Annotated in this window: 19 protein-coding genes; 5 read left to right on the top strand and 14 right to left on the bottom strand. The window is 73.4% G+C overall.

All coding sequences use genetic code 11. The features are described 5' to 3' along the window. Positions 1–118: 118 nt before the first annotated feature. On the bottom strand, positions 119–790 hold the full coding sequence (gene nucS, locus ACI797_RS12635; RefSeq protein WP_456858973.1) for an endonuclease NucS: 672 nt from the start codon (positions 788–790) through the stop codon (positions 119–121). 166 nt (positions 791–956) lie between these two features. Between nucS and ACI797_RS12630 the strand changes: the two genes are divergently transcribed. Continuing rightward, positions 957–1,805, top strand: coding sequence for a hypothetical protein (locus ACI797_RS12630; protein ID WP_456858972.1), 849 nt, complete (start codon positions 957–959; stop codon positions 1,803–1,805). 55 nt (positions 1,806–1,860) lie between these two features. Here the strand turns inward: ACI797_RS12630 and ACI797_RS12625 are convergent, their stop codons facing one another. From ACI797_RS12625 to ACI797_RS12615, 3 genes are all read right to left on the bottom strand, one after another. Next, entirely contained in the window at positions 1,861–3,207 is a 1,347-nt protein-coding gene (locus tag ACI797_RS12625) for a dicarboxylate/amino acid:cation symporter (RefSeq protein ID WP_456858971.1), read from the bottom strand. A 183-nt stretch (positions 3,208–3,390) separates the two neighbouring features. Then, positions 3,391–3,921 (bottom strand): NUDIX hydrolase family protein, encoded by a 531-nt coding sequence (locus tag ACI797_RS12620; RefSeq protein WP_456858970.1) that lies wholly within the window; start codon positions 3,919–3,921, stop codon positions 3,391–3,393. 72 nt (positions 3,922–3,993) lie between these two features. Beyond that, positions 3,994–4,767: an enoyl-CoA hydratase-related protein gene (locus ACI797_RS12615; protein WP_456858969.1), complete on the bottom strand. Its 774-nt coding sequence runs from the start codon at positions 4,765–4,767 to the stop codon at positions 3,994–3,996. A gap of 44 nt (positions 4,768–4,811) precedes the next feature. Between ACI797_RS12615 and ACI797_RS12610 the strand changes: the two genes are divergently transcribed. Beyond that, positions 4,812–5,840 carry a Gfo/Idh/MocA family protein gene (locus ACI797_RS12610; RefSeq protein ID WP_456858968.1) on the top strand — a complete coding sequence of 343 codons (1,029 nt, stop codon included), beginning with the start codon at positions 4,812–4,814 and terminating at the stop codon, positions 5,838–5,840. After that, positions 5,840–6,514, top strand: a complete 675-nt coding sequence (locus tag ACI797_RS12605) for a YqjF family protein (RefSeq protein ID WP_456858967.1) — start codon at positions 5,840–5,842, stop codon at positions 6,512–6,514. Before ACI797_RS12610 ends, ACI797_RS12605 begins: the two co-directional genes overlap by 1 nt. A gap of 32 nt (positions 6,515–6,546) precedes the next feature. Here ACI797_RS12605 and ACI797_RS12600 read toward each other — a convergent pair whose 3' ends face one another. After that, positions 6,547–8,541: a protein meaA gene (locus ACI797_RS12600; protein ID WP_456858966.1), complete on the bottom strand. Its 1,995-nt coding sequence runs from the start codon at positions 8,539–8,541 to the stop codon at positions 6,547–6,549. 103 nt (positions 8,542–8,644) lie between these two features. Between ACI797_RS12600 and ACI797_RS12595 the strand changes: the two genes are divergently transcribed. Beyond that, on the top strand, positions 8,645–8,974 hold the full coding sequence (locus ACI797_RS12595) for a hypothetical protein (protein WP_456858964.1): 330 nt from the start codon (positions 8,645–8,647) through the stop codon (positions 8,972–8,974). A gap of 2 nt (positions 8,975–8,976) precedes the next feature. On the opposite strand, the gene murA is transcribed toward ACI797_RS12595, so the two are convergent. Then, a complete protein-coding gene (gene murA, locus ACI797_RS12590; RefSeq protein WP_456858963.1) occupies positions 8,977–10,257 on the bottom strand; it encodes a UDP-N-acetylglucosamine 1-carboxyvinyltransferase in 1,281 nt (426 codons plus the stop codon). A gap of 44 nt (positions 10,258–10,301) precedes the next feature. On the opposite strand from murA, the gene ACI797_RS12585 reads away from it, so the two are divergent. Next, the gene (locus tag ACI797_RS12585) at positions 10,302–10,910 is read left to right on the top strand and encodes a cob(I)yrinic acid a,c-diamide adenosyltransferase (protein WP_456858962.1); all 609 of its coding nucleotides are present in this window, start codon (positions 10,302–10,304) and stop codon (positions 10,908–10,910) included. Between the two features lies 1 nt (position 10,911). Here the strand turns inward: ACI797_RS12585 and ACI797_RS12580 are convergent, their stop codons facing one another. The 8 genes from ACI797_RS12580 to ACI797_RS12545 all read right to left on the bottom strand — a co-directional run bounded on the left by ACI797_RS12580 (position 10,912) and on the right by ACI797_RS12545 (position 17,889). Further along, positions 10,912–11,313: a DUF2550 domain-containing protein gene (locus ACI797_RS12580; protein ID WP_456858961.1), complete on the bottom strand. Its 402-nt coding sequence runs from the start codon at positions 11,311–11,313 to the stop codon at positions 10,912–10,914. 42 nt (positions 11,314–11,355) lie between these two features. Beyond that, on the bottom strand, positions 11,356–11,742 hold the full coding sequence (locus tag ACI797_RS12575; RefSeq protein WP_456539897.1) for a F0F1 ATP synthase subunit epsilon: 387 nt from the start codon (positions 11,740–11,742) through the stop codon (positions 11,356–11,358). A 173-nt stretch (positions 11,743–11,915) separates the two neighbouring features. After that, entirely contained in the window at positions 11,916–12,098 is a 183-nt protein-coding gene (locus ACI797_RS12570; RefSeq protein WP_456858960.1) for a hypothetical protein, read from the bottom strand. Between the two features lie 175 nt (positions 12,099–12,273). After that, the gene (gene atpD, locus ACI797_RS12565) at positions 12,274–13,722 is read right to left on the bottom strand and encodes a F0F1 ATP synthase subunit beta (protein ID WP_456858959.1); all 1,449 of its coding nucleotides are present in this window, start codon (positions 13,720–13,722) and stop codon (positions 12,274–12,276) included. Between the two features lie 48 nt (positions 13,723–13,770). Continuing rightward, positions 13,771–14,742, bottom strand: coding sequence for a F0F1 ATP synthase subunit gamma (locus tag ACI797_RS12560; protein ID WP_456858958.1), 972 nt, complete (start codon positions 14,740–14,742; stop codon positions 13,771–13,773). Position 14,743: 1 nt separating this feature from the next. Then, complete coding sequence (gene atpA / locus ACI797_RS12555; RefSeq protein WP_456858956.1) at positions 14,744–16,381, bottom strand: F0F1 ATP synthase subunit alpha; 1,638 nt, start codon at positions 16,379–16,381, stop codon at positions 14,744–14,746. Positions 16,382–16,441: 60 nt separating this feature from the next. Beyond that, on the bottom strand, positions 16,442–17,314 hold the full coding sequence (locus ACI797_RS12550) for a F0F1 ATP synthase subunit delta (RefSeq protein ID WP_456858955.1): 873 nt from the start codon (positions 17,312–17,314) through the stop codon (positions 16,442–16,444). After that, a complete protein-coding gene (locus ACI797_RS12545; RefSeq protein ID WP_456858954.1) occupies positions 17,314–17,889 on the bottom strand; it encodes a F0F1 ATP synthase subunit B in 576 nt (191 codons plus the stop codon). The genes ACI797_RS12550 and ACI797_RS12545 overlap by 1 nt, the downstream gene beginning before the upstream one ends. Positions 17,890–17,933 lie beyond the last annotated feature (44 nt).

Below are 17,933 nucleotides of genomic sequence, written 5' to 3'. Positions count from 1 at the left end.
TCCGCGGATCGCAGGAAGTCTCTCACCCGCGGGCGCGGCCGCGCGCGGTGGGCTACTGGCGGGTAACCGACCTCACGGAGTGGAACCGTCGCGGTCACCGCGACGGATCCACTCCGCTTCAGAAGAGGCGCTGGGAGGGGTCGTCGGTGCCCTTGAGGACGGCGTAGTCGACGGTCAGGCAGTCGATCCCGCGGTCCTGCGCGAGCACCCGCGCCTGCGGCTTGATCTCCTGCGCGGCGAAGACGCCCTTGACCGGCGCCAGCAGCGGGTCGCGGTTGAGCAGCTCGAGGTAGCGGGTCAGCTGCTCGACGCCGTCGATCTCCCCCCGCCGCTTCACCTCGACCGCGACGGTGGTGCCGCTGGCGTCCCGGCAGAGCAGGTCGACCGGGCCGATCGCGGTCGGGTACTCGCGGCGGACCAGCGACCACCCGGCGCCGAAGGTCTCCACGTGCAGGGCCAGCAGCCGCTGCAGCTCGGCCTCGACGCCGTCCTTCTGCAGGCCCGGGTCGACGCCGAGGTCGTGCGAGGAGTCGTGCTCGACCGCCTCGACCGTGATGATCAGCTGCTCGCCGGCCTTGTTGGTGACCGTCCACGTCCCGGCGCCGTCGGTGAGCTCGTCCTTGAGCGTGCAGGGCGGGCTCATCCAGTTGAGCGGCTTGTACGCGCGGTCGTCGGCGTGGATCGACACCGAGCCGTCGGCCTTGACCAGCAGCAGCCGCGTGGCCATCGGCAGGTGGGCGGTCAGCCGCCCGATGTAGTCGACGGAGCAGCGGGCGATGACCAGACGCACGGGCGCCGACGCTACCCGTCCGGTTCCGTCACAGCGTGTCGCGGGCTCGTGTCGCGGGCGGTGCGCCAAGGTCCCCGGTGTGCAGCGGAGCCGTCGTCGTGCCGGCGACCTTTCTCGTCGCCGGCACGGGCCGGAACCGGCGCGCCCCGTGGGTCGTCCTAGGGCCGTGACGACGATCCGGACGACGGTGGCGACGGCGCTGCTGCTCGTGCTGGCGGCGTGCGCGGCCCCGGCCGCCGACGACGGCGGTGGTGGCGGCGGGACCGAGGGCCCCTACCCCTACGCCGCCGACGACCTCGTGCTGCAGGTGGCGTGGACCGGCGGGTTCGTGATGCCCCAGACGGCCGCGGCGCGGCTGCCGCTGGTGAGCGTGTACGGCGACGGCCGCGTCCTCACCGACGGGCCGGTGCCGGCGATCTACCCCGGGCCGGCCCTGCCCAACGTGCAGGTCCGGCAGATCGGCGAGGACGAGGTGCAGGAGCTCGTCGACGCCGCCCTCGAGGCCGGCGTCGCCGACACCACCGACCTGGGGATGCCGCCGATCGCCGACGTGCCCACCACCCGCTTCACGGTGTCCACCGGGCTGGAGACGATCGTCCGCGAGGTCTACGCCCTCGTGGACGGCGCCGAGGACGGTCTCACCGAGGAGCAGGTGGCCGCCCGCGCGGAGCTGAGGGGCTTCCTCGACGAGCTGACCGGGCTCGGCGCCGCGGCCACGGAGCCGTACGAGCCGGCGGCGGTGGCCGCGCTCGTCACCCCCTACGCCGCCGAGCCGGAGTTCCCCCAGCCCGACACCGCGTGGCCCGGTCCGCCGCTGCCCGGCGAGCCCTTCGACGGGCCGCTCGGCCTCGGCTGCGTGCTCGCCGGCGGCGAGCAGACCGCGCCGGTGCTCGAGGCCGCGCGCGCGGCCAACCAGCTCACCCCGTGGCTGTCGGCCGACGGCGCCCGGTGGTCGCTGACCTTCCGGCCGCTGCTGCCGCACGAGACCGGGTGCGCCGACCTGCGCGAGGGCTGAGACGACGGCGCCCCGGCCCTCCGCGGACGGAGGACCGGGGCACCGGTGGCGCGGCTCAGGCGCGCACGGGCTCGCGCAGGTCGGCGTCCACACCGCCGCGCTCGTCGACCCGGGCGAGCGGGTCCACCGTGGAGGTCGACCGGTAGCGGTCGACGTCGAGGATGCCCTCCCGCTTGGCGACGATCGTCGGCACGAGGGACTGGCCCGCGACGTTCACCGCCGTCCGGCCCATGTCGAGGATCGGGTCGATCGCCAGCAGCAGACCGACACCGGCCAGCGGCAGGCCGAGGGTGGACAGCGTCAGGGTGAGCATGACGACGGCGCCGGTGACGCCCGCGGTGGCCGCGGAGCCGACGACCGAGACCAGGGCGATGAGCAGGTAGTCGGTGATCGACAGGTCGACGCCGAAGAACTGCGCCACGAAGATCGCCGCGAGCGCCGGGTAGATCGCGGCGCAGCCGTCCATCTTGGTCGTCGCGCCGAGCGGCACCGCGAACGAGGCGTAGGAGCGCGGGACGCCGAGGTTCTGCTCGGTCACCCGCTCGGTCACCGGCAGCGTGCCGATCGAGGAGCGGGAGACGAACGCCAGCTGGATCGCCGGCCAGGCACCGGCGAACCACCGCAGCGGCGACAGGCCGTGCAGCCGCAGCAGCACCGGGTAGACGACGAAGAGCACCAGCGCGAGGCCCGCGTAGACGGCCCCGGCGAAGACGCCGAGCGAGCCCAGGGACTCCCAGCCGTAGCTGGCCACGGCGTTGCCGATCAGGCCGACCGTGCCCAGCGGCGCGAGGAGGATGACCCACCACAGCACCTTCTGGACGACGGCCAGCGCCGCGCGGACCACGGCCAGGAACGGCTCGGCCGGCTCGCCGACCTTGAGCACCGCGACGCCGATCGCGACCGCGATGACGATGAGCTGGAGGACGTTGAACGACAGGGCGCCCTCGGCCGAGCCCTGCAGCCCGAGGACGTTGCCCGGCACCAGGCCGGTGAGGAAGTCCCACCACGAGCCGGTGCTCTCGGGCACCTGCTGGGCGGCGGCGTCCACCGAGCTGTTGCGGCCCGGCTCGGTGAGCAGGCCGAGGCCGATGCCGATCGAGACGGCGATCAGCGCGGTGATCGCGAACCACAGCAGCGTCTGGCCGGCCAGCCGGGCGGCGTTGGTGACCTGCTTGAGGTTGGCGATGCTGACGATGACGGCGGTGACGACCAGCGGCGGGACGAGGACCTTGAGCAGCGTGACGAAGGTGCTGCCGATCGTCTGGAGGGTGCTGGTCAGCCAGTTGGGGGTGCCGTCGGCGACCGGGCCGAGGTCGCGGGCGACCAGACCGAGCGCGACGCCGACGACGAGGGCGAGGAGGACCTGCGCCGCGAACGGGACGCGGCGGAGACGTGTGAGCACGAGGAGGGGGTGCCTTTCAGGGGTTCGGGAGGGTCGACGGCGCGGCGGCGTCAACAGCCGGCGGTCGTCACCCGGCCGAAGTCGAGCGCGCGGCGGCGCGTCAGGCCCCAGAGGTTGTGCACGGCAGGGTCAATGCCGTCCCGGCGCGCAACCATCCCGGGTGTGCGCACCCTCACCCCGGCGTCACACCCCCACGTGGGCGAGCGCCTGCAGCAGCAGCGTGCTCTGCCCGTTGGCCATCTCGGCGAGCACGGAGGGCTGGCGCGCCTGCTCGGGGGTGAACCAGGTGAGCTCCAGCGCGTCCTGCGACGGGGCGCAGTCACCCTCCACCGGCACCACGTAGGCCAGCGACACCGCGTGCTGCCGCGGGTCGTGGAACGGCGTCACCCCGGGCGTCGGGAAGTACTCGGCGACCGTGAAGGGCTGCGGCGCGGTGGGCAGCCGGGGCAGCGCCAGCGGGCCGAGGTCCTTCTCGAGGTGGCGGAGCAGCGCCGAGCGGACCCGCTCGTGGTAGAGCACCCGCCCCGACACCAGCGCCCGCTTGACCTGGCCGTCCTCGCCCATGCGCAGCAGCAGCCCGACCTCGGTGACGGTGCCGCGCTCGTCCACGCGCACGGGGACGGCGTCGACGTAGACGATGGGCAGGCGCTCGCGGGCGGCGTCCATCTCCTCGCGGGAGAGCCAACTGGTGCCCGACTGCGCCACCTCGGTCATGAGCACTGTCTAGCCGACGTCTGCTGCCAGGACACGCCCGACCCACGCTAGACCACCCTGCAGGGTGCTACCTCAATCGGTCCAGACCGGCCGACGCTTCTCCAGGAACGACGCGCCCCACTCGGAGGCCGAGGGAAGCTGGCTGGCCGCCGCCATGACCTCCATCGCGATCGCGTAGGCGTCCCGCTCGTGCCGGTCGAGCTGGGCGTACATCGTCTGCTTGCCGAGAGCCTTGCTCGTCCGCGAGCCGCGGGTGGCGCGGTCCATGAGCCCGCGCACCGCCTCGTCGAGCTCGTCGTCAGGCACGACCCGGTTGACCAGGCCCCAGTCGAGCGCGGTGCCGGCGTCGATCGCGTCCCCGGTGAGCGCCATCTCCATCGCCCGCTTGCGGCCGACATTGCGCGCGATGGGGACCATCGGCGTGTGGCAGAACCAGCCGCCCTTCCCACCGGGGGCGGCGAACTGCGCGGATTCGGCCGCGACGGCGAGGTCGCACGAGGCCACCAGCTGGCAGCCGGCGGCGACGGCCGGACCGTGCACGCGCGCGATCACCACCTGGGGGACGCTCTCGACGAGCTGCATGAGCTCGGTGCAGAGCTGTAGCAGGCTGCGGACCTCCGGCAACGGTCGTCCGACGACGTCCCGGAAGTCGTGGCCCGCGCTGAAGACCGGCCCCTCCCCCGCCAGGACGATGCCGCTCGCGTCGCTGGTGGCCGCGTCGGTGAACGCGGCCACCAGCTGATGGAGGTGATCCCGGGAGAGCCCGTTGCGCCGCGCGCCCCGGGTCATCGTGATGCAGATCGTGTCGCCGTCGCGCTCCACCCGCGGTGCGCCGTCCTCGGTCATGGGCCGACTCCACCACCGCGGGGCGGACCCGGCAAGATCGCCCCATGGAGCCCGTCCGGTTCGGCCTCGTGGGGTACGGCTTCGGCGGCCGGTACTTCCACGCCCCGCTGCTGGCCAGCGCGCCCGAGTGCGACTTCCTCGGCGTCGTCACCACGTCCCCGGAGCGCCGCGAGCTCGCGCGCCGGGAGCACCCCGGGACGACGACGTTCGACTCCCTCGAGGCGCTGGCCGAGGCCGGCGCCGAGGCGGTGGCGATCTCCACCCCGGCCGACACGCACACCGCGCTCACCGACCGCGCCCTCGACCTCGGGCTGGCGGTGGTCTGCGACAAGCCGTTCGCCCTCGACGCCGAGGCCGCGCGCGGCTCGGTCGAGCGCGCCGAGCGCCTCGGGCTGCCGCTGGCGCCGTACCAGAACCGGCGCTGGGACTCCGACTTCCTGACCGTGCGCGCCCTGGTCGACAGCGGCCGGCTCGGCACGGTCACCCGCTTCGAGTCGCGCTTCGAGCGCTTCGACCCCGAGCCCGGCCCGCCGGCGGCCGGCGGCGGCACGCTGCGCGACTTCGGCGCCCACCTCGTCGACCAGGCCCTGGTGCTGCTCGGCCCGGTCGCGTCGGTGTACGCCGAGTGGCACGTCAACGCGCACGGTCTGGACGACGACTTCTTCGTCGCGCTCGCCCACCGCGACGGCGCCCGCTCGCACCTGAACGGCAGCTGGACCCAGGGGGCGCCCGGCGACCGGTTCCGGGTGAACGGCACCGAGGGCGCCTACACCGTCGGCGGGCCGATGGACGGCCAGGAGGCGGCCCTGCTCGCCGGCCGCACGCCCGCCACGGAGGGCGCCGGCTGGGGCGCCGAGCCCGAGGAGCGCTGGGGCCGGCTGCGCCGCGGCGACGACGGCGAGGTCGTCCCGACGTCGGACGGCGCCTGGGACACCTTCTACCCGGCGTTCGCCGCCGCGGTCCGCGGGGACGGCGACGTGCCGGTGCCCGCGCGCGACGCCGTCGTCACCGCCACCGTGCTGGACGCCGCCCGCCGCAGCGCCACCGAGGGCGTCGTCGTGGCGCTGCGCTGATGGACGACGGCCGGCCGGTGCTGCTGCGGCAGGCGCTGAGCGACGTCGCCTTCCTGCACTGGCCGCTGGACCCGGCGCTCGCGGCGGCGCACCTGCCGCCGGGCACCTGGCCCGACGTCCTGGACGGGACCACCTACGCCGGCGTGGTCGCGCTGCGGATCTCGCGCACCGCCCCCGGCCGCGGACCGCGCGTGCCCTGGCTGGGGTCGTTCGACGAGATGAACGTGCGGCTGTACTCGGTGGACGGGCGGGGCCGGCGGGCCGTCGTCTTCCTGCGGATGGACGCCGGGCGCCTGGTGCCCGTGCTCGCCGCGCGGGCGGGTCTCCGGCTGCCCTACGTCTGGTCGCGCACCAGGGTGCGCCGGGACGGCGACCGCTACGAGGCCGTGGCCGGCCCGCGGCGGATCGAGCTGCGGATCGGCGGACCGGTGGTCCCCGGTCCGCGGGAGCTGTTCCTCACCGCCCGGTGGGGGCTGCACACCCGGGTCGCCGGGCGCACGGTGCACCTGCCCCTGGCGCACCGGCCCTGGCCGCTGTGCGCCGCGGAGCTGACCGTGCTGGACGGTGACCCGCTGGCGGCGGCCGGTCTCCCGCCGATCACCGTCCCACCGCTGAGCGTGCTCTTCTCACCCGGCGTGGACGACGCCCGCTTCGGCCCGCCGAGCGGAGGCTGAGAGCGCAGCGGACCTGCGCTCCCGGCCTCCGGTCAGAGCTTCTGGGCCTCGCGGATCACGTCGACGACCTGGCCCATGATGTCGGTCAGCCCGAAGTCCTTCGGCGTGAACACCCGCGCCACCCCCTGCTCGCGCAGCCGGCGGGCGTCGGCGTCGGGGATGATCCCGCCGACCACCACCGGGACGTCGTCCAGGCCGGCCTCCCGCAGGCCCTGCAGCACGGCGGGGACCACCTGCAGGTGCGAGCCGGAGAGCACCGAGAGGCCGACGACGTCGACGTCCTCGTCGACCGCCGCCGAGACGATCTGCGCCGGGGTCAGCCGGATGCCCTGGTAGACCACCTCGAAGCCGGCATCGCGGGCGCGGACGGCGATCTGCTCGGCACCGTTGGAGTGCCCGTCGAGCCCCGGCTTGCCCACCAGGAAGCGCAGCCGGCCACCCAGCTCCTCGCCGGTGGCCCGCACCCGCTCGCGCACCGACGCCAGCGACTCGTCGGCCTCGCCGCCGCCGGTGGCCGCCGCGACCCCGGTGGGTGCCCGGTACTCGCCGAACACCTCGCGCAGCACGCCGGCCCACTCCCCCGTCGTCACGCCGGCGCGGGCGCACTCGAGGGTCGCCTCCATGAGGTTCTCCGACGTCCCGGCGACCTCGCGCAGCCGCGCCAAGGCCCGCTCCACCGGCGCGGGGTCGCGCTCGGAGCGCCACTTCGCCACCGACTCGCAGGCCGCGGCCTCGACCGCCGGGTCGACCGTCTGGATCGCGGTGTCGAGGTCGGCCAGCAGCGGGTTGGGCTCGGTTGACTCGAACCTGTTCACGCCGACGACGACGTCCTCGCCGCTCTCCATGCGCCGCCGACGTTCGGCCAGCGAGGCGACCAGCTGCCCCTTCATGTAGCCGCTCTCGACCGCGGCGACCGCGCCGCCCATCTCCTGCACCCGGGCGATCTCCTCGCGGGCGCCCTCGACCAGCGCGGCGACCTTCCGCTCCACCACGACCGAGCCGGTGAACAGGTCGTCGTACTCGAGCAGGTCGGTCTCGTAGGCGAGCACCTGCTGCAGCCGCAGCGACCACTGCTGGTCCCACGGGCGCGGCAGGCCCAGCGCCTCATTCCACGCCGGCAGCTGCACGGCGCGGGCGCGGGCGTCCCTGGACAGCGTGACCGCGAGCATCTCCAGCACGATCCGCTGGACGTTGTTCTCCGGCTGGGCCTCGGTCAGCCCCAGCGAGTTGACCTGGACGCCGTAGCGGAACCGGCGGTGCTTGGGGTCCTCGACGCCGTAGCGCTCCGCCGTCAGCTCGTCCCAGAGCTGGGTGAAGGCGCGCATCTTGCACATCTCCTCGACGAAGCGGACGCCCGCGTTGACGAAGAAGGAGATGCGCGCGACCACCTCGCCGAAGCGCTCCTGCGGCACCTGCCCGGAGTCGCGCACCGAGTCGAGGACGGCGATCGCCGTCGACAGGGCGTAGGCGATCTCCTGCACCGGCGTCGCGCCGGCCTCCTGCAGGTGGTAGCTGCAGATGTTGATCGGGTTCCACTTCGGCATGGCCGTCACCGTGTAGGCGACCATGTCGGTGATCAGCCGCATCGAGGGCCCGGGCGGGAACACGTACGTCCCGCGCGACAGGTACTCCTTGATGATGTCGTTCTGCGTCGTCCCGGCCAGCTTCGAGACGTCGTGCCCGTGCTCCTCGGCCACCACCTGGTAGAGCGCGAGCAGCCACATCGCCGTCGCGTTGATGGTCATCGACGTGTTCATCTCGTCGAGCGGGATGCCGTCGAAGAGCCCCCGCATGTCGGCCAGCGAGGTGACCGGGACGCCGACCTTGCCCACCTCGCCGGCGGCCAGCTCGTCGTCGGGGTCGTAGCCGGTCTGCGTGGGCAGGTCGAAGGCGACGGACAGCCCGGTCTGGCCCTTGGCCAGGTTGCGCCGGTACAGCGCGTTGGACTCCGCGGGCGAGGAGTGGCCGGCGTAGGTGCGCATCACCCAGGGCCGGTCGCGCTCCTTCGGCGTTGAAGGGAACGGCATGGCGGGAGTCTAGGGGCGGTTACCGGCCAGTAGCAGCCCCGGACGGGAGAGCGTGACCGGTGGCACACTCGGCGGGAGGACGGCCGAGCCGAGGAGGTCCCGGGTGCCGATCGAGGCGGGCAGCCTGCACTTCCTGGTGGGGCCGGTCATCGCGCTCGCGGTCGTGGTGCTGCTCGGCCTGTTCCTCCGCTGGGCGTCGACCGGTTCCGGTTCCGCCCGGTCCCGCCCCACCGCGACCGACGACGGCCTGCTCACCAAGGTGGCCACGCTGTCGCGGCGGGAGTCGGCGCTGGCCCTGCGGGCGGTGCTCTCCGACGCCGGCATCCGCTCGACGATCCGCTTCCCCGAGGCCCACCGCGCCGTGGTGCTCGTCTTCCCCGAGGACGCCGACCGGGCCCGCGCGCTGGCCGCCTCGTTCCCGTCGACGGACTAGCCTCAGAAGTCCCGCTGGATGCGCTCGATCTCGACGCCGAGGCCGCGCAGCTGCTGGACGAAGTCCGGGTAGCCGCGGTCGACGTGGTGCACCTCCTGCACCTCGGTGACGCCGTCGGAGACCAGCCCGGCCAGCACCAGCCCGGCCCCGGCCCGGATGTCGGTGGCCACGACCGGCGCGCTGGAGAGCCGCTCCCGGCCCCGGACGACGGCGTGGTGGCCGTCGGTGCGCACCGAGGCGCCGAGCCGGACCAGCTCGTTGACGAACATGAACCGGCCCTCGAACACGTTCTCGGTGATCAGCGCCGTGCCGGTGGAGACCGCGGCCAGCGCCACCGCCATCGGCTGCAGGTCGGTCGGGAAGCCCGGGTAGGGCAGCGTGACGACGTCGACGCCGCGCGGCCGCTCGTCCATGGCGACCCGGACGCCGTCGGGCAGCACCTCGACGTGCGCCCCGGCGGCGCGCAGCTTGTCCAGCGCGACGGTCAGGTGGTCGGCCACGGCGCGCTCGATGACGACGTCCCCGCGGGTCATGACGGCGCCGATCGCCCACGTGCCGGCGACGATGCGGTCGGGCACCGTCGAGTAGGTCACCGGCGACAGCGACCCCACGCCCTCGACGGTGATGGTCGAGGTGCCGGCGCCGTCGAGCTTGGCGCCCATGAGCGCCAGCATCGAGCACAGGTCGACGATCTCGGGCTCGCGGGCGGCGTTGTCGATGACCGTCGTCCCCTCGGCCAGGACGGCGGCCATGACCAGGTTCTCGGTGGCCCCGACCGAGGGGAAGTCCAGCCAGATCGACGTCCCGGTGAGCGACGGCGCGCTGGCCACCAGGAAGCCGTGCTCGCTGGTGATGGTGGCGCCCAGCCTCTCCAGCCCGGAGATGTGCATGTCCAGGCCGCGGGAGCCGATCGCGTCGCCGCCGGGCAGCGCCACCCGGGCGCTGCCGCACCGGGCGACCAGCGGGCCCAGGACGCTGATCGACGCGCGCATCCGCCGGACCAGGTCGTAGTCGGTCTCCGTCGACGGGGCCTCGAGGACGTCGATGGTCACCCGGCCGCCCCCGCCGCTGCCCGGCGTGCGCTCGTAGGAGACGCCGCAGCCGAGCCGGCGCAGCACCTCGCTCATGATCGCGACGTCGAGGATGTCGGGCACCTCGTCGAGGACGGTCGTGCCGGGCGCCAGCAGCGCGGCGGCCATGAGCTTGAGGGCGCTGTTCTTCGCGCCCGTGACCCGGACCCGCCCGCGCAGGGCCGTCCCCCCGGTCACCTGGAAGCACTCCACCGGTCCACCCTACGGTGGGCACGCGCCGGGCTACGCTCGCGGCCGTGACGGTCCGGCTCACCCGCATCTACACGAAGACCGGCGACGCCGGCCAGACGCACCTCGGCGACATGAGCCGGGTGGCCAAGACCGACCCGCGGCTGGTCGCCTACGCCGACGTCGACGAGGCCAACAGCGTGCTCGGCGTGGCGCTCGCCCTGGGCTCCCCGCCGGCCGGGGTCGCCGAGCTGCTCAGCAGCATCCAGAACGACCTGTTCGACGTCGGGGCCGACCTCTCCACGCCGATCACGCCCGACCCGGAGTTCCCGCCGCTGCGGATCACGGCCGCCTACACCGAGCGGCTCGAGGCGGCCTGCGACACCCACAACGCCGCGCTGCCCAAGCTGAACAGCTTCATCCTGCCCGGCGGCACCCCGGCGGCCGCGCTGCTGCACCAGGCGCGGGTGGTGGTGCGGCGGGCCGAGCGCAGCGTCTGGGCGCTGCTGGCCGTCGACGCCGAGCGCACCAACCCCGAGACGGCGCGCTACCTCAACCGGCTGTCGGACCTGCTGTTCATCCTGGCCCGGGTGGCCAACCCCGGCGGCGACGTGCTGTGGGAGCCCGGCGCGCACAGCGGGGTCCACGCCCAGCGCGCGGCCAAGGCGACCGAGTAGGTCAGCGCACTCCCGGCGCGGACTCCACCCACGACAGGAAGCCGGTCAGCGTCGAGGGCTCCATGGCGAGCTCCTGCGGTCCGACGTCGGTCCGGCAGGTGAGGACGACGACGTCGGTGGGGAGCGCGACGTCGTCCGCGGTCACCCGCCGGCGTCCCTCGACGGCCAGCGTGGCGCGCGGCAGCCGTCGCTGCGGGCGCACCGCCAGCGACAGCGCGCGGTACCAGAGCAGGCTGTCGTCGCCGAACCAGGCGACGCCGACCGACCAGCGCGCGGAGTGGGCCGGGCGCAGCCACATGGTGACCGCACCCAGCCCGGTGAGCAGGAAGCGGCGGCGCAGGAGGAAGGCGACGACGACCGCGACCACCAGCACTCCCGCCAGGACGAGCACAACGGTGGTCACGGCACGTCCTGCGGCATCCGGGGGGAGCGGGAGCGGACCGGGTCAGACGTCCTGACCGGCGGCCCGCAGCCGGCCGATCGCTCGGCGGGCGGCGGCGACCGACTCGGGGTCGTCCTCGTCCTGCGCCCGGCGCAGCGCCTCGCGGGCGCGCTCGACGTCGATGTCGCCGGAGAGCTCGGCGGTCTCGGCGAGGATGGAGACGCCCTTGTCGGTCACCGACAGGAAGCCGCCGTGCGCGGCGACGACGACGTCCTCACCGGACTCGGTGCGGATGGTCACCACGCCGCCCTCGGCCAGCTGCCCGAGCAGCGGGGCGTGCCCGGGCAGGACGCCCAGCTCCCCCTCGGTGGTGCGGGCGATCACCATGCGGGCCTCGCCCGACCAGAGCCTGCGCTCGACGGCCACCAACTCGACCTGCAGGGTCGCCACGACACTCCTCGGGGTCCACCGACGATGGCGGTACGGGTCGCCGGCCCCGGAGGGCGCGACGACGAGTCCTGCTCACTGTAGCGGCGCGTCGTCGACCGGCCGCGCGCAGCCCATGGCCTGCCTGCAGGGTCCCGCCGCGAGCCTGCGAGCGGTGGGGGCAGGGGGTCCTCCTATCAGGCGGCGCGGCGGTACAGGAGGGTCCAGCGGCCGACCCGCACCCAGGGGTGGCGCACCGTGGACGCGGGGGCCCACTCGTCGAGCGCGTAGCGGGCGTCGTCGAGGGATTCCCACGGCGCGTAGGCGGGCCAGCTCCAGCCGGCGCCGGCGTCGATGGTCCTCGTGTCCTGCGGTTCCACTGTCGTCTCCCACGGTGCCCACGGGCTGGGCGCCACCACAGAGGATGCTCGGTAGCCCGGGCCGGGTGGAAGGAGTTTTCTCATGATGAGTCACCCGGCCGGGTGACGACGCCCCCGGAACGCCGACGGCCGGGCCCCCGCGAGGGGACCCGGCCGCCGATACGAGCTGAACGGCTCAGCCGCGCTTGAGCTTCTCCGCGTTGCGCTCGAGGTCCTCGAGGCCACCGCACATGAAGAAGGCCTGCTCCGGCACGTGGTCGTAGTTGCCCTCGGTGAGCGCTTTGAACGCCTCGAGGGTCTCCGACAGCGGGACGAAGGAGCCCGGCTGACCGGTGAAGGCCTCGGCCACGAACATGTTCTGCGAGAGGAAGCGCTCGATGCGCCGCGCCCGCTGGACGGTGACCTTGTCCTCCTCACCGAGCTCGTCGATGCCGAGGATCGCGATGATGTCCTGCAGCTCGACGTAGCGCTGCAGGATGCGCTGCACCTCGCGGGCGACGTTGTAGTGCTCCTGCCCGATGTACTGCGGGTCGAGGATCCGGCTGGTGGAGTCCAGCGGGTCCACGGCCGGGTAGATGCCCTTCTCGGAGATGGGCCGGGAGAGCACGGTCGTCGCGTCGAGGTGGGCGAACGTGGTGTGCGGCGCCGGGTCCGTGATGTCGTCGGCGGGCACGTAGATCGCCTGCATCGAGGTGATGGAGTGGCCGCGGGTCGAGGTGATCCGCTCCTGCAGCTCGCCCATCTCGTCGGCCAGGGTGGGCTGGTAGCCCACGGCCGACGGCATGCGGCCGAGCAGCGTCGACACCTCGGAGCCGGCCTGGGTGAACCGGAAGATGTTGTCGATGAAGAGCAGCACGTCCTGGTTCTGCTCGTCACGGAAGTACTCCGCCATCGTCAGCGCCGACAGCGCCACCCGCAGCCGGGTGCCCGGCGGCTCGTCCATCTGGCCGAAGACCAGCGCGGTCGACTCGATGACGCCGGACTCGGTCATCTCCGTGATGAGGTCGTTGCCCTCGCGGGTGCGCTCGCCGACGCCGGCGAACACCGACACACCACCGAACTCCTGGGCGACCCGGCGGATCATCTCCTGGATGAGCACCGTCTTGCCCACGCCGGCGCCGCCGAACAGGCCGATCTTCCCGCCGGCCACGTACGGCGTGAGCAGGTCGATGACCTTGATGCCGGTCTCCAGCATCTCGGTGCGGCCCTCGAGCTGGTCGAAGCGCGGCGCGTGCCGGTGGATCTCCCAGTGCGGGGCGTCCTCGCCGTAGCCCGGCTGGTCCAGGCACTCGCCGAGGGCGTTGAACACGTGGCCCTTGGTCACGTCGCCGACCGGCACCGAGATGGCGGAGCCGGTGTCCCCGACCGGGGCGCCGCGGACCAGGCCGTCGGTGGGCTGCATGGAGATGGTGCGGACCACGTTGTCACCCAAGTGCTGGGCGACCTCGAGGGTCAGCGTCTTGCCCAGGTCGGCCAGGGTGACGTCGACCTTCAGGGCGTTGAACAGGTCGGGCATCGCGTCGCGCGGGAACTCGACGTCGACGACCGGCCCGGTGACCCGCACGACCCGGCCGGTGGCGCCCTGGGTCTGCGAGGTGGTCGAGCGGTCCTCGGTGACGGTCATCTGTACTGCTCTCCTGCCCTGCGGCTGTGTGGTGCGGTTCGGATGGGGTCAGTCGTCGGCGCCGGCCGACACGAGGGCGTCGGCACCGCCGACGATCTCGCTGATCTCCTGGGTGATCTCGGCCTGGCGGGCCTGGTTGGCCTGCCGCGAGAGGTTCTTCGCCAGCTCCTCGGCGTTGTCCGAGGCCGACTTCATCGCCCGGCGCCGCGACGCCGACTCCGAGGCGGCCGCCTCGAGCATCGCCGCGTAGATCCGGGTGGTGACGTACTTCGGCAGCAGCGCGTCGAGCAGCGACTCGGCCGAGGGCTCGAACTCGTAGGACGTCGGCACACCGGAGTCACCGGTGCGCCCCGCCTCGCGGTCCTCGCGCTCGTAGTCGAACTCCTCGACCTCCTCGACCTCCAGCGGTGCCATCCGCTTGGCGACCGGGACCTGGCTGAGCAGCGACCGGAACTCGGTGTAGACGATGTGCAGCTCGTCGACCCCGAGCACGTCGTCGGCCCCCGGGCCGCCGTCCTCGTCGTCCTCACCGGCGGTGAACGCGTCGATGAGGACGCGCCCGACCTCCTGGGCGTTGACGTAGCCGGGCTGCTCGGAGAAGCCGGTGAACGACTGCTCGAACGGCCGGTTGCGGAAGGAGTAGTAGGTCTCCCCCTTCCGGCCGACGACGTAGAGCACCGGCTCCTTGCCCTCCTGCCGCAGGAGGGACAGCAGCTCCTCGGTGCGGCGCAGGACGTTGACGTTGTACGAGCCGGCGAACCCGCGGTCGGAGGTGATCACCAGGACGCCCGCGCGGCGCGGGTTCTGCCGCTCGGTGAGCAGCGGGTGGTCCAGCGAGGCGGACGACGCCAGCGCCGACAGCACCCGGGTGATCTCCCGGGCGTAGGGCTTGGACGCCTCCACCCGCGCCTGGGCACGGACGATGCGGGCACCGGCGATCAGCTCCTGCGCCGAGAAGATCTTCTTCGTCGACTGGGTGGAGCGGATGCGGCGCCGCAGCGCGCGGAGGGAACCGGCCACGTCACGCGCTCCGCTTGACCTGGACGCGCTCCTGGCCGCGCTCCGACGCGTCCATCGCCTCGGCCTCGGGCTCGTTGATCCGCAGCGTGCCGCCCTCGGAGGTCTGGTACTGGCCGTAGAAGGAGTCGACGGCCTGCTCCAGGGTCGAGACCGCGTCGTCGCCGAGCTGCTTGGAGGTGCGGATCTCGTCGTAGACGCCGCCGTGGTTGCGGGCGAGGAAGTCGAGGAACTCGCTCTCGAACCGGCGCACCTCGCTGACCGGCACCTTGTCGAGCTTGCCGGTGGTGCCCAGCCAGATCGAGACGACCTCGCGCTCGACCGGGTACGGCGAGTACTGGCCCTGCTTGAGCAGCTCGACCAGGCGCTGGCCGCGGTCCAGGGTGGCCCGGCTGGAGGCGTCGAGGTCGGAGGAGAACGAGGCGAACGCCTCGAGCTCGCGGTACTGCGCGAGGTCCAGCCGCAGGCGTCCGGCCACCGAGCGCATCGCCTTGATCTGCGCCGACCCGCCGACCCGCGACACCGAGATGCCGACGTTGATGGCCGGGCGGACACCGGAGTTGAACAGACCGGTCTCGAGGAAGATCTGCCCGTCGGTGATCGAGATGACGTTGGTCGGGATGTACGCCGACACGTCGTTGCCCTTGGTCTCGATCAGCGGCAGGCCGGTCATCGAGCCCGCGCCCAGGTCGTCGGAGAGCTTCGCGCAGCGCTCCAGCAGCCGGGAGTGGAGGTAGAAGACGTCACCCGGGTAGGCCTCGCGGCCCGGCGGGCGGCGCAGCAGCAGCGACACCGCGCGGTAGGCCTCGGCCTGCTTGGTCAGGTCGTCGAAGACGATCAGGACGTGCTTGCCCTCGTACATCCAGTGCTGGCCGATGGCCGAGCCGGTGTAGGGGGCGATGTACTTGAAGCCGGCGGCCTCCGAGGCGGGGGCGGCGACGATCGTCGTGTACTCCATCGCGCCGGCGTCCTCGAGCGCGGCGCGGATGCCGGCGATCGTGGAGCCCTTCTGCCCGACGGCGACGTAGATGCAGCGCACCTGCTGCGCCGGGTCGCCGGTGGCCCAGGCCTCCTTCTGGTTGATGATCGTGTCGACGACGATCGCGGTCTTGCCGGTCTGCCGGTCGCCGATGACGAGCTGGCGCTGGCCGCGGCCGATCGGCGTCATGGCGTCGATGGCCTTGATGCCGGTCTGCAGCGGCTCCTTGACCGACTGCCGCTGCACCACCGTGGGGGCCTGTAGCTCCAGGGCGCGGCGGCCGGAGGTCTCCACCGGGCCGGCGCCGTCGATCGGGTTGCCGAGCGGGTCGACGACCCGGCCCAGGTACCCGTCGCCGACGGGCACCGAGAGCACCTCGCCGGTGCGGCGGACCTGCTGGCCCTCCTCGATCCCGGCGAAGTCGCCGAGCACGACGACGCCGATCTCGCGGGTGTCGAGGTTCAGCGCCAGGCCGCGGACGCCGCTCTCGAACTCGAGCAGCTCGTTGGTCATGACCGAGGGCAGGCCCTCGACGCGGGCGATGCCGTCACCGGCCTCGGTGACGATCCCGACCTCCTCGCGGGAGACGTCGGGGGCGTAGTCGGTGACGTAGCTCTGGATGGCGCTGCGGATCTCGTCCGCGGAGATGGTGAGCTCGGCCATGGCGGCGTCCTCTTCCCTGCTCTTCGTCGTTCTGGAGGCTTGTGGTGTCGGGGGCGGCGGTCAGCCGACCAGTCGCCGGCCCGCGGTCTCGAGGCGGTGGACGATGCTGCCGTCGATGACCTCGTCACCGACGCGGATGACCAGGCCGCCGAGGACCTCGGGGTCGACGGTGACCTGCAGCCCGATCGCCCGCCCGTAGAGGCGGCCGAGGATCTGGCTGAGCCGCTGCTCCTGCGCCGCCGTCAGCGCGACCGCCGACGTGACGTACGCGATCGACTGCCCCCGCCGGGCGCTGGCCGCTTCCGACAGCCGCTCGATCGCGGTCTCCGCCTGGCCGACGTGCGCGGCGGTCAGGACGTTGCGCAGCAGCTGCGCGGTGACCGGGCTGACCCGGTTCGCCAGCAGCCGGTCGAGCAGCTCGGCACGGCCCTTCGCCGACGCGGCGTGGTCGTTGAGCAGGCGGGACAGCTCGGCGTCGCCGCCGACGATCCGGGCGAACCGGAACAGGTCGTCCTCCACGCTGTCGAGCTCGCCACGCGTCTCGGCCGCCGACAGCGAGGCGTCGGTGCCGAGGGCCTCGAGCGCCTCGGCCAGGTCGAGCGGACGCGACCAGCGCTGCCGGGCGACGCCCTCGAGCAGGTCGACGGTGCGGCCGGAGACCTTGCCGTCGAAGAGCCGACGGGCCAGACCGGCCCGGTCGTCCGGCCGGGCGCTCGGGTCGGACAGCGCACGGCGCAGCGTCGGCTGCTGGTCGAGGACCCGGGCGACGGCGAACAGCTCGTCGCCGAGCTGGAGCAGCTCGGCGTCGGTGGCCGCGCGCGGGCTGCCCGAGACCTTCTCGCGCGCCTTCTCGAGCAGGCCCGAGGCGCCCCGGGTCCGCTCGGTGAGCAGCTCGCGGACGGCGGCGAGCGCCTCCCGGCTGGAGGCCTCCATCAGCGGCCGCCGTCCCGGGCGGCGACGGTGCTGCCGCCCCGGCCGTCGGACGCCGCCGCCATGCCGTCGAGCTGGTCGAGGAAGCGGTCGACGGTGCCCCGCCGGCGCGCCTCTTCGGCGAGCGACTCGCCGACCACCCGGCCGGCGAGCTCGACGGCCAGGGCGCCGAGCTGACCGCGCAGCTCGTTCACCACGGCCTGGCGGTTGGCCGCCAGCTGCTCCTCGCCGCGGGCGACGATGCGCGCCGACTCCTCCTGCGCCTGGGCCCGCAGCTCCTCGATGATCTGCTGGCCCTCGGCGCGGGCCGCGTCGCGGATCTGCGCCGCCTCGGTGCGCGCCTCGGCGAGCTGGGCGCGGTACTGCTCCAGCGCCGCCTTGGCCTCGACCTGCATGCTCTCGGCCCGCTCGATCCCGCCCTCGATCGCCTCGCGGCGGGCCCGGAAGACCTGCTCGAAGCGCGGCGCGACGAACTTGAACAGCACCAGCAGCACGATGCCGAACGCGATCAGCCCGATGATGATCTCGCCGACCGGCGGGAGCAGCGGGTTGTGTTCCTCCGCAGCGAGGATGCTCATGCTCTCAGTGTCCCTGTCTGGAGTGGACGCCCGTACCGGGAGGT

The organism is Geodermatophilus sp. SYSU D00691, assembly GCF_054050275.1.
This window is presented reverse-complemented; position numbering and strand designations above follow the sequence as displayed.